The following is a 10,888-nucleotide window of genomic DNA, read 5'->3' as shown; positions in this document are numbered from 1 at the left end:
GAAATCACTCATGAACCGCTTTCTTTCTCTGGCGATCCAGACCGCGTCGGTGGCGACGCTTGTGACGTGCGGTCCGGCAGCGCTCGCGGCGTCCGCTGCGGGAAGCGCCCAGTCCGCGGCAGCGGCACACCTGAGCGCGGCGCAGATCGTCGACCGGAACGTCGCGGCGCGCGGCGGTCTGCAGGCGTGGCGCGCGGTCAACACGATGACGATATCGGGGCAGCTCGAGGCCGGCGGCACGAAGAACACCAAGCTGCCGTTCACGATGACGCTCAAGCGTCCGCACAAAAGCCGCATCGAGGTCCGCTTCAACGACCAGACGGCACTCCAGGTCTACGACGGCAGCCAAGGCTGGAAGGTCAGGCCCTTCCTCGGCCGCAACGAAGTGGAGCCCTACACGTCCGCGGAGGCCAAAGCGGCCGCGTCGTGGGCCGAGCTGGACGGTCCGCTGGTCGACTATGCGGCGAAGGGCACGAAAATCGACGTGCTCGGGATGGAAATGATCGAAGGCCACCGCGCGTACGTGCTGAAGGTGACGATGAAAGACACCACGTCACGCCGCGTATGGATCGATGCGTCCAGCTTTCTCGAAGTGAAGATCGACGGGGACCCGCGCAAGCTCGACGGCAAGATGCACAACGTCGCCATTTTCTATCGCGACTACCGGAAGGAGAGCGGCCTTGTCATGCCGCATACGCTCGAGACGGTTGTCGTCGGCGGCAGGGGGACGCACAAGCTGACCATCGACAAGGTCACGCTGAACTCGCAGGCGGACGACGCCCTCTTTGCCAAGCCGCAGCTCGCTGTGGCGAAAGTGACGCACCCGGCGCCGGTGCTCGGCGCAAACGCAAGCACGAGCACGAGCACGAGCACAAGCACAAGCCGCAGCCCGAGCCCGGGCTCGAGCCACTAGCCGTCGGGTGCCCGGATGCGGTATGCGGCCATGAAACCATTCGCAATATGGGTGCTCGCCGGTTGCCTCGGGGCCGCCGTGTTCGCGAGCGAGCAGATACCCAAGCAGGATCTGAGCGTGGATCAGATCGTCGAGAAAAACATTGCCTCGAGAGGCGGTCTCGACGCATGGCGCAAAGTCCAGACCATGATCTGGTCCGGCCACGTGGACAGCGCCAATGCTCCTGCAGCGGATCTGCCGTTTGTCCTCGCCATGAAGCGCCCGAACAAGACACGCTTCGAGGTCACCGTATTCAATCAGAAATCGGTGCGCGTATTCGATGGCAAGCAAGGCTGGAAACTGGGCCCGAACGGCATGGGCAGCGCCACTCCGCGGCCGTACTCGATCGATGAGGTGAGCTCCGCGCGCGACGAGCAGGTCATTGACGGGCTCTTGATCGACCATGAGGCGAAGGGTGTCAGTGTCACGCTCGAGGGTACCGATCAGGTGGGCGGGCGCGATGCGTATCGTCTCGCCGCGAAGCTGCCTTCCGGGGTGACCCGCCATGTGTGGATCGACGCGCAAACGTTTCTCGACGTGAAGGTTGACCGCCAGGTGCGCACCCCGCTCGGGCAAACGGTCGTCGTGGAGACGAGCTACAGCGACTTCCGGAGCGTCGAGGGGTTGCAGATACCGCTCAAGATCGAGAGCGGCGCAGCGGCCTCCGAGAAAAAGGACATGCTGACGATCGACAAGGTGTCGCTCAATCCGCCGCTGGACGATGGGATCTTCACGAGACCCGCGTCGCCGCAGATGCGCCGCAAATCGGTTTCGATCGACGCCGACGCCGACGCCTCGCCGGCGCTGTCTGGTGCCGGACGTCCGGCACCCTGACCATGAGCCGCGCGGGAGGCTGGCCGCTAGGCCGCGCATCGGCCCCCCCGCTTGCGGCGCGATGGCTCGCTCGATGCGCGTTGCTCGCCGCGCTGATCGCGCCTGTGGGCGAGGCGCGTTGCGCGCCGGCCGCGCAGCCTGTCGCGACGGCGAGCGCGGGGGCGGCCCTCTACCAGCAGGGAGTTCTGAGCTCGGGCGAACCGCTTCAAGCGCTGCATGAGGACGGCGTGCGCCTGCAAGGCGCCGCCGCGGCGTGTGCGAACTGCCATCGGCGCAGTGGCTTAGGCTCCAAGGAGGGCAACAGCAGCATCCCGCCAATCACCTGGCGCTACCTCGTCGAGCCGCGCGCGCAAAACCCGGAAGATGTCGAATTGCCGTATGTTCCCGGGATGCGCTTCGAACGCGAACCGTACACGGATGCGACGATCGCGCGAGCCATTCGCGAAGGGATCGACTCGGAAGGCAAGCCGCTCAGCAACCTCATGCCGCAGTACGCGCTGAACGACGCCGATATGCAGGCGCTGATCGGCTATCTGAAACACCTCGATCAGCGAAAGCCGGCGGGCGTAACGGATACCGTGCTGCACTTCGCGACGATCATCACGCCCGATGCCGACCCGGTGAAACGGGCAGGCATGCTCGATGTCCTCACGCACTACTTCGCCGACAAGAACGTCTTTCCACTCGGTGCGGTGCCGCGGTTGCGTTCGTCGCGCAAGATGATGTTCATGGTGAATCGCCGCTGGGAACTGCATGTGTGGGAACTCAAAGGTCCGCCGGACACCTGGCGTGACCAGCTCACGCAGTTTCTGGCCCGGCAGCCGGTGTTCGCGGTGTTGTCGGGTCTCGGAGGCAGGAACTGGGCGCCGATTCACGACTTCTGCGAGCAGGAGGCCGTGCCGTGCCTCTTTCCCAACGTCGAGGTACCGGTCGAGACCGATCACGATTTCTATTCGGTGTACTTTTCGAAAGGCGTGCTGCTCGAGTCGGACCTGATCGCGGCGCGCATTCTCGGTGAAGCCGGAGCGCGGCCAGCGCAGGCGACGAAAGCGGCGCGAGCCATCTGGCAGGTCTATCGTGCGGGAGACAACGGCGAGCACGGAGCGCAGGCCCTTGCCGCGGCACTGAAGGCTCACGGAATCGCGGTATCGAACCACGCGCTTGCCCCCGGCGAGAGCATCACGCACGCGATGCATGGGATACCGCACTCGGACGTGCTCGTACTGTGGCTGCGTCCGCCCGATGTTGCGGCGCTCGCGCGGATACCCCCGGCGACGGATACCGTGTTCATGTCAGGCCTGCTGGGCGGGCTCGATAGCACGCCCTTGCCGGCCAGTTGGCGCGGCGTCACGCGTCTCGCCTACCCGTTCGACTTGCCGGAAGGGCGGCGCGTGCGCGTCGACTACGCATTCGGCTGGTTCTCGATCAGACAGATTCCGATGGTGGCTCCACAGGTGCAGGCCGACACCTATCTCGCATGCGGTCTGCTCGCCGAGACACTGAGCCATATGGTCGATGCGTTCGTGAGGGACTATCTGGTGGAGCGGATTCAGGACATGCTCGAACGCCGCATCCTGACGGGCTACTATCCGCGCCTGACGCTGGCGCCGGGCCAGACATTCGCGTCCAAGGGCGGCTATATCGTCCGCTTTGCCGGGCCGGATCATATCAAGCTCGTGGCAGATGGGGACTGGATCGTGCCGTGAGGCCGATTGCATCTAGCGCTTCCCCTACCGCAAGTGGAGGAGGTTGACCCATCCCGATTCCGACCTCGCGTTTGCACAATGAAGGCATTGCGCGCGGTGCGGGAGTCATAGCCATGACAAAGGTTCTTGTCAGCCATGCAGCACTTCGTCACGTGCTGCGCGGTGGCTGGATACTCGCTTTCATGATGCTGGCATTGCTGCAGGCGACCACCGCACACGCGCTGCCGATTTTCGCGCGCCAAACCGGACAAAGTTGTGTGGCTTGTCACGCCGGGGGGCAATTTCCTGAACTCACGCCGTATGGGCGGATGTTCAAGCTGAACGGCTATACGCTCGGTGAACGCACAGTTCCGATCGCCGCGATGGCGATAGGCGATCTGAGCAAGACGAGGTTCAACAGCGACGCCAACGGCAATCCCATCAATACCAAAGATGGCCTGCCGATATTCGACTTTGCGAGCATCTTCCTCGCCGGGAAGATCACCGACAAGATCGGCGGGTTCGCACAGTTCACCTACATCAACTACGATCACCAGGACCCCGAAGGCCGATGGAAAGGCCACTGGACGTCGGACAATACCGACTTCCGCTTCGTCGACCGGATCATGACCGACGCGAACGATCTCATCCTGGGCGCGACGGTGCACAACAATCCGACCGTGCAGGACGTCTTCAACTCCGCGCCGGCATGGGGCTACCCGTACATTTCGTCGACGATCAGCCCGGTTGCCAAGATCCCGAACCTGCCGCTCATCGAAGGAGGGACCCTCGCGTCGCAGGCCGTCGGCACGGGCGCCTACCTGTACTGGAACAAGCTGGTTTACGCCGAGTTGACCGCATACAGTACGGCCGACGGCATCTGGTCATTCCTGAGCCATGGGAACAGCGAGGGGAATCCGGTCCACCCGCAGATCTATCTGCGCGGCTACAACCCGTATGCACGCATCGCATTGACGCACGACTGGGGGCCTCATAGCGTGATGTTTGGCGCGTTCGGGTTCAGCGCCAACCTGTATCCGAACGACGCGAACAATTTTCCGATCTTCGGCACGGGCGTGACGCGCTATCGCGATTACGGCCTCGACTCGCAGTACGAGTACCTGCTGGAACCGCACACGATCACCGCGCAAGCGCGCTATGTGCGGGAAAACATCCATGATCCGAACAATTTCGTGCTGGGCGACAACACAGCGGCGAATCTCAACTCATTACGCCTGAAGGCGTCGTACGTGTACCAGAACAAATACGGCATCAGCCTCTCGTTTTTCAATACGACGGGCACCCCGGACAGCGTGCACTACTCGGCCAGCGCGAACTTCCATCCGAATACCCAGGGCTGGATGCCCGAAATATTCTGGATGCCGGATCAGCGCGTCCGCATCGGCATCCAGTACACGTTCTTCACCAAGTTCCTCGGTGCGACGACCAACTACGACGGCAACGGGCGCAACGCGAGGGACAACGACACGCTGTTCATCTATCTATGGGTCGCTTCATGGTGATATCCCGTCCGCTGTTTCCCGTGCGCCGCGCCTCGCGGACGGTGCGCAACTGCAGTAAGGAGTTTGATGACATGAACAAAGTGGCGCATATCCTCTCCATCGGAATGCTGCTCGCCGGGTCGGCTTGTCAAGACCTGGAACATTCGCGGCAAGTCGACAACCCCGACGTGCGGGGAAAGACCATCGCGCTTCAGGTGTGCTCGAACTGTCACGGCGCGACCGGCGTGTCGGTATCGCCGACCTTTCCGAAGCTTGCCGGGCAACGAAAGGAATACCTGGTCGATCAACTGACGGACTTCAAGAGCCATTCGCGAGCCGACCCGAACGCGCAGCGTTTCATGTGGGGCTTCACACATTTGACCGACACGCAGATCGACGAGCTTGCAACGTATTTCTCGAGTCAATCTGCGGTCCTCGGTGAGACGAGCGATCTCGCGCTCATCAACGAAGGCCGGACGATCTATCATTCGGGCCTGCCTGACAAGGGCGTCGTGGCGTGCGTTTCGTGCCATGGCCAGCATGGCGAAGGGATGAATCAGTTTCCTCGGCTCGCGGGTCAGCACGCGGACTACGTCACGAAGCAGCTAGAGGTCTTCCGGCAAACCGACACCCGGCCTCGCGGCGCAGTGATGAAGGCTGTGTGCGCCAACATGTCGGACCGGGAAATGCGCGCTGTGGCGGCGTTCGTCGAGGCGTTTCCGCCTGAAGAGGAGACATCTGCCAGCCCGCCAGTCGATCAATAAGCTAGCGGCTTTCGTGGTGCTCTGGTGCCAGCTGTCCCCGGCTGGCATCCTTCTTGGTGCCCAGCTTTCCCGGGCGGGCACCTTTTTTTATGCCCAGCAGTACGCGCTTGCGAGTGAATCATGAAGCACGTACTCATCGCAGGAGTCAAACGGTGAACGCCATGAAACCAAGCTCGCCTTCTCCCGGTGCCGCGGTGCCTGCTCAAGCGGCAATGCATCGGCCTCAGCCCACGTGGAGCGTGGATCAAACGAGCGTGCTGTACGACGAGCGCCCTTTCCTCAAGCGTCTTAACGCATTCGACTGGCTGTTCGCGCTCGCGATGGTCGCCGGAGCGGGGTTCGCGCTATCGCGCTACCACGCCTTCATGAACTACTACGACAAGCTCGTGCTGGTGTGCTCGGTGCCCGTGTTCGTCGTGCTGGGGTGGCGCTGGAAGCCGGTGCGCTTGCTGATTGCGGGCATCGCCGTGCTGTCGCTGTTCGCGATTCAGATCTACCAAGGCGATCTGACGCGCGCGGATTCCGCGTTTTTTCTGAAGTATTTCCTGTCGAGCCAGTCGGCAATTCTTTGGATGAGCGCGCTCTTCGTGCTCGCCACGCTGTTCTACTGGATCGGCATGCTGTCGCGCTCGCCGTCGGGCGGCGCGATCGGCTCCAAGCTCACCTGGGCCGCCGTGCTGATGGGCTTCACGGGCATGATGGTGCGCTGGTACGAGTCGTATCTGATCGGCGCCGACGTCGGCCACATCCCCATCTCGAATCTGTATGAAGTGTTCGTGCTGTTCAGCCTCATCACGGCGCTTTTCTATCTGTACTACGAGCAGCACTACAACACGCGCGCGCTTGGGGCGTTTGTCCTCTTGATCATCAGCGCCGCGGTCGGCTTTCTGATGTGGTACTCGATCTCGCGCGACGCGCAGCAGATCCAGCCGCTCGTGCCGGCGCTGCAAAGCTGGTGGATGAAGATCCACGTGCCGGCGAACTTCATCGGCTACGGCAGCTTTGCGCTGTCGGCGATGGTCGGCGTGGCGTACCTGATGAAAAAGCGCGGTGTGCTCGCCGACCGCCTGCCCGAACTCGACGTGCTCGACGACGTGATGTACAAGTCGATCGCCGTCGGCTTCGCGTTCTTCACGATCGCGACGATCCTCGGCGCGCTGTGGGCCGCCGAAGCCTGGGGCGGCTACTGGAGCTGGGACCCGAAGGAGACCTGGGCGCTGATCGTCTGGCTGAACTACGCGGCGTGGCTGCACATGCGCTTGATGAAGGGGCTGCGTGGCGCGGTCGCTGCCTGGTGGGCGCTGACCGGCCTGTTGGTCACGACGTTCGCGTTCCTCGGCGTCAACATGTTCCTGTCCGGCTTGCATAGCTACGGCAGTCTGTGAGGATAACGAAAGACTATATACGGTTCTCTACCCACGCATTTCGGCGAGCCCTCCTACTTCAAGCCCGCTGCGGCGGGGACAAGAATGTAATCACGGGTCTCGGTGTGAGCCCGGTGCAAAGTAGGAGTCACCGAAATGAGACGAATCTATCTTCTGTTGCCGACCCAACAGTGTGCGTGGGCGATCGTCAACGAGATGCTGATGCAGCGGGTCGAGTGGCGGCATATGCATGTCATCGCCAACGAGAATGTGTCAATCAATGGCCTGCCGCAGGCATCGCTCGCGCAAAGCAGCGACCTGCTGCCGGCGCTGACGCGAGGCACAGTAGTGGGCTGCGCGACCGGGATGATGATGGCGCTGATTTCACTCGCTTTTCCGCCCGAAGACCTCGAAATCACCGGCGGCGCCGTGCTGGCGATCACGCTTTCAGGCGCGGGATTCGGCGCATGGGCGGCCTCGATGATCGGCATCGATGTGCCGAACACGCGATTGAAGCGCTTCGAAGAAGGGATCGGTCGGGGCGAGCTTCTGATGATGATCGACGTTCCGAAGGACCGCGTGGAGGAGATCGAGCAGATGATCAAGATTCACCACGAGGAGGCGCACATCGAGGGAACAGACCCGACCATCCCCGCGTTTCCGTGACGCGTGCGCAAGTCCTTCGGCGATCAACTGGCCGCGAGAAGCTGCTTGTAACGCTCCAGCACTCGCGGAACGTACAGTCGTGTTTCAGGCAGCGACGGAATACGATAGCCGGCACGAATCACGGCATTCTCGCCGGCATTGTAAGCGGCCAGCGTGAGCTCGACATTCTCCTTGAACAGATCGAGGAGGAATCGCAGATAGCGGGCGCCGGCCAGCACGTTGTCTCGTGGATTAAGCATGTCGCCTTCCGAGAAGCGACGGGCGGTTTCCGGCATCAACTGCATCAGTCCCAGCGCACCTTTGTCCGACACTGCCTTCGGGTTGTATCTCGACTCGACGTCGATCACCGCGCGAAGGAGTTCGGGCTGAACGCGATAGGAGCGGCTGGCCTCGTCGATCACATCCGCGAACAAGGCGAGCTGAGCGCTGCCGGATGACTTGCGGGACGTGCGCTTCGCGCCAGGTTCGCCTGGCGGGTCATCTGCGACGATGACCTTCAATCCGGGCTTGCCCGGCACGTTCGTGAGAACGATCGCTCCGTTGCTGTCGACCCCGCCAAATATCTGTGCGAGCGCCGAACCTGGCAACACCACGCCGAGCATCGCGAATGCGGCAACGGTCACACTTCTCAACGTGGATGGCTGGCGCGAATGCATCTTCCTGTTCTCCTGCACCTGAATTGTGGTGTAAGAAAGAACGGATCAGCAATGGGGCACCTCCCTACATCTTGAGGCGTGAAATGGCTGCCGCGATGCCCAGTTCAGGAACTTTACGTTCGAAACAGACGGTAACGGGCGGAAATCGGCGGTAATAAATCAATTGTCACGTGCGGTGTCTGCATTGTTCTCAATTTACGCAATTGCCACGAATTCATTTTCGTGCGGTGGCAAAAAAGGAGTGATTTCCCCGCGATCCGTAGTGATACCAATCCTCGGAAAAAGTCGAAGACGTTCAAATCTGAAACATTTTCGACATCCCAAGTGCTCCCGATGTGCCGGGAAATGCAGAGATCCGCGCCGTTGCTCGCTTGCAGAGAGGTGGCGCGAACCTTGCGAATCTCAGACACATCGCAGTCGCCTGACAGAAACGTGAAGCAAACACTTCGGAATTCGAAATCAAAAAGTAAAAGATTTGTGAATGCGGGAATATCGCCAGCGACCGGGACCAGTAGAACCGGGGAGAAAAGGCATGAATACCAAATGTCGCGTTGTCATCGCAGAGGATCACGATCTGCTGAGAAATGGGCTACGTTCGATGCTGTGTGCGCAAGGCGACTATGACGTCGTCGGCGAAGCAAGAGACGGCAAGGAAGCCTGCCAGCAGGCGATGACGCTCACCCCTCATCTGATCCTGATGGATCTGTCGATGCGGGGGATGAATGGCATCGATGCCAGCGCGACGATCAAGCGGCGATCGCCGAGCGTGCGGATCATTGCGCTCACGGTGCATCAAAACGAGGAGTACGTGCGGGAAGCGCTGCGTGCTGGCGTCGACGGTTACGTGCTGAAGGACGTATCGTTTGACGAGCTGCTGGTCGCGATGCGCTCCGTCATGCAGGGTAAGAAACATCTGAGCGCGGACGTGTATGGGTACATGGTCGACTCGTTCGTCAGCGGCCGCGAAGCGCCCGCACCGAAGCATGTATGGGACGTGCTGACGGCGCGCGAGCGCAGCGTGCTGAAGCTGATCGCGGAAGGACGCACCAACCGGCAGGTCGGGCAATACCTGAACCTGAGTCCGAAGACGATCGAGAAGTATCGTGCGAGCATGATGCACAAGCTCCATATCGTCAATCTTACGGAACTGGTTCTCGTCGCGATGAACATGGGGCTGCTGACCTCGCTCGCCGCCAAGTGCGCTGAGCCGAACGTGGACGATGAGCACTTGCCGGAACGCTCCGATCCGGCGCCAGACTCCAGCCCAGGGGGCGAACTGCCCGAATACAGGATCGGCGATGCGGGCAACTGAGCGCGATCTAGAGCATCCAGGTCGCGCAGACGCGGGTACCCGTCGCGGCGGATGACTCGATCGAGAACGCGCCGCCGTGCATCTCGACGCGGTGCTGCATTCCGATCAGGCCCAGTCCTGTCGTATACGCGTCTTCCGTGGCGAGCGGGTGGTTCTCATAGCCGATGCCGTTGTCCTGAATCGTCAACAGCAAGCCGCCCGCGTCACGCCGCAGGCTGAGGGAGATTTCCGTAGCCTCGGCATGCTTGACGGCGTTGTTCAGCGCCTCCTGAGCCACTCTGAACATGTCCGCCTTCAGATGCTCAGGCACGTCCTTATCCACGACATCGCAGTCGAACACCACCGACATCGTCTCCGTGCCGTGCTCGATGCGCCGGCACAGCGAACCCAATGCCGCAGGCAGCCCCAGCTTGTCCAGCATGAGCGGCCGCAGTTCGCCGCATATCTGCCGCACGTCGCCAATCGTTTCGCGGACTCTGAACACGGTCGCATCCAGCAGGTTCGCCGCATCGTCGACCTGCCCGCGGCGTATGCGCATCAGTGCGTCCTCCGTCATCAGCTTGACGAGGGTCAATGCCTGCCCGAGGCCATCGTGCAATTCCGCAGCAAGACGCTGGCGCTCCTTCTGCTGGCCCATCATCAGATACCTCTGGCACAACCGCTCGCTTGCATCGAACAGCTTGGGCGGGTCGGCAGACCTGGGCTCGAAGATCAGGGGCTCTTCGAAAAGCGTCAGCAAGACGATCGATTCCGTCTGTCTCGTGGGCAACCGTTGTTGATGCAGCGCGAGCCGCGTTGGATGGCCCGTCCGGCCGCTGATAACCGCACTGAACGAATGAAACTCGCGAGCCGCGCTCGCGGACAATTCGTCTGCCAATTCGGCGCGAAAGTCATCGGGCGCAAGGTCGTCGAGACGCTTGCCAACGAGCTCGGCGCTCGAATAGCCGAGCAACGCGGAGGCGCTGCGGTTTGCCGACACGAAGGTCCCATCGGGCGTGAGAATCGCGAGCGCGGCGCCACGCGCGTCGGTCACGACGCCGGTGTCGGGTTGGCTGGGGTGGGCCGCGCTACGAAGCGTGCGCATTGCTTCGATCAGATCTAGCAATCCTACCTGCGGTCCCCCTGGCGGCCTTTCATCCATTGGAGCTCCCGA

10 protein-coding genes are annotated in these 10,888 nt (G+C 61.8%); 8 read left to right on the top strand and 2 right to left on the bottom strand.

The window, feature by feature from the left end; translation table 11 throughout:
* Nucleotides 1–10: 10 nt before the first annotated feature.
* From FAZ95_RS22635 to FAZ95_RS22605, 7 genes are all read left to right on the top strand, one after another.
* The gene (locus tag FAZ95_RS22635; RefSeq protein WP_254700253.1) at nucleotides 11–913 is read left to right on the top strand and encodes a LolA-like protein; all 903 of its coding nucleotides are present in this window, start codon (nucleotides 11–13) and stop codon (nucleotides 911–913) included.
* A gap of 30 nt (nucleotides 914–943) precedes the next feature.
* Nucleotides 944–1,786: an outer membrane lipoprotein-sorting protein gene (locus FAZ95_RS22630; protein ID WP_137334775.1), complete on the top strand. Its 843-nt coding sequence runs from the start codon at nucleotides 944–946 to the stop codon at nucleotides 1,784–1,786.
* Between the two features lie 2 nt (nucleotides 1,787–1,788).
* Nucleotides 1,789–3,492 carry a c-type cytochrome gene (locus tag FAZ95_RS22625; RefSeq protein ID WP_137334774.1) on the top strand — a complete coding sequence of 568 codons (1,704 nt, stop codon included), beginning with the start codon at nucleotides 1,789–1,791 and terminating at the stop codon, nucleotides 3,490–3,492.
* Between the two features lie 113 nt (nucleotides 3,493–3,605).
* Entirely contained in the window at nucleotides 3,606–4,994 is a 1,389-nt protein-coding gene (locus tag FAZ95_RS22620) for a cytochrome C (RefSeq protein ID WP_175425724.1), read from the top strand.
* Between the two features lie 71 nt (nucleotides 4,995–5,065).
* The gene (locus FAZ95_RS22615) at nucleotides 5,066–5,737 is read left to right on the top strand and encodes a c-type cytochrome (RefSeq protein WP_137334773.1); all 672 of its coding nucleotides are present in this window, start codon (nucleotides 5,066–5,068) and stop codon (nucleotides 5,735–5,737) included.
* A gap of 212 nt (nucleotides 5,738–5,949) precedes the next feature.
* On the top strand, nucleotides 5,950–7,122 hold the full coding sequence (gene ccsB / locus FAZ95_RS22610; protein ID WP_137337551.1) for a c-type cytochrome biogenesis protein CcsB: 1,173 nt from the start codon (nucleotides 5,950–5,952) through the stop codon (nucleotides 7,120–7,122).
* A gap of 135 nt (nucleotides 7,123–7,257) precedes the next feature.
* Nucleotides 7,258–7,767, top strand: coding sequence for an RpiB/LacA/LacB family sugar-phosphate isomerase (locus tag FAZ95_RS22605; protein ID WP_137334772.1), 510 nt, complete (start codon nucleotides 7,258–7,260; stop codon nucleotides 7,765–7,767).
* Nucleotides 7,768–7,790: 23 nt separating this feature from the next.
* On the opposite strand, the gene FAZ95_RS22600 is transcribed toward FAZ95_RS22605, so the two are convergent.
* A complete protein-coding gene (locus tag FAZ95_RS22600) occupies nucleotides 7,791–8,423 on the bottom strand; it encodes a lytic transglycosylase domain-containing protein (RefSeq protein ID WP_137334771.1) in 633 nt (210 codons plus the stop codon).
* A 532-nt stretch (nucleotides 8,424–8,955) separates the two neighbouring features.
* Here FAZ95_RS22600 and FAZ95_RS22595 point away from each other — a divergent pair.
* Complete coding sequence (locus FAZ95_RS22595; protein ID WP_137334770.1) at nucleotides 8,956–9,735, top strand: response regulator; 780 nt, start codon at nucleotides 8,956–8,958, stop codon at nucleotides 9,733–9,735.
* A 7-nt stretch (nucleotides 9,736–9,742) separates the two neighbouring features.
* On the opposite strand, the gene FAZ95_RS22590 is transcribed toward FAZ95_RS22595, so the two are convergent.
* Nucleotides 9,743–10,819 carry a sensor histidine kinase gene (locus tag FAZ95_RS22590; protein ID WP_254700252.1) on the bottom strand — a complete coding sequence of 359 codons (1,077 nt, stop codon included), beginning with the start codon at nucleotides 10,817–10,819 and terminating at the stop codon, nucleotides 9,743–9,745.
* Between the last annotated feature and the right edge of the window lie 69 nt (nucleotides 10,820–10,888).

This window comes from Trinickia violacea, from assembly GCF_005280735.1.
GTDB classification, from domain to species: Bacteria; Pseudomonadota; Gammaproteobacteria; order Burkholderiales; family Burkholderiaceae; genus Trinickia_A; species Trinickia_A violacea.
The sequence above is the reverse complement of the archived record's forward strand: the minus strand, read 5'-3'. Positions and strand labels throughout refer to the sequence as shown.

Coding starts and splice junctions, on each gene's coding strand:
- FAZ95_RS22630 (WP_137334775.1), top strand. CDS start 944: ATGAAACCATTCGCAATATGGGTGCTCGCCGGTTGCCTCGGGGCCGCC.
- FAZ95_RS22625 (WP_137334774.1), top strand. CDS start 1,789: ATGAGCCGCGCGGGAGGCTGGCCGCTAGGCCGCGCATCGGCCCCCCCG.
- FAZ95_RS22635 (WP_254700253.1), top strand. CDS start 11: ATGAACCGCTTTCTTTCTCTGGCGATCCAGACCGCGTCGGTGGCGACG.
- FAZ95_RS22590 (WP_254700252.1), bottom strand. CDS start 10,819: ATGCGCACGCTTCGTAGCGCGGCCCACCCCAGCCAACCCGACACCGGC.
- ccsB (WP_137337551.1), top strand. CDS start 5,950: ATGCATCGGCCTCAGCCCACGTGGAGCGTGGATCAAACGAGCGTGCTG.
- FAZ95_RS22615 (WP_137334773.1), top strand. CDS start 5,066: ATGAACAAAGTGGCGCATATCCTCTCCATCGGAATGCTGCTCGCCGGG.
- FAZ95_RS22620 (WP_175425724.1), top strand. CDS start 3,606: ATGACAAAGGTTCTTGTCAGCCATGCAGCACTTCGTCACGTGCTGCGC.
- FAZ95_RS22600 (WP_137334771.1), bottom strand. CDS start 8,423: ATGCATTCGCGCCAGCCATCCACGTTGAGAAGTGTGACCGTTGCCGCA.
- FAZ95_RS22605 (WP_137334772.1), top strand. CDS start 7,258: ATGAGACGAATCTATCTTCTGTTGCCGACCCAACAGTGTGCGTGGGCG.
- FAZ95_RS22595 (WP_137334770.1), top strand. CDS start 8,956: ATGAATACCAAATGTCGCGTTGTCATCGCAGAGGATCACGATCTGCTG.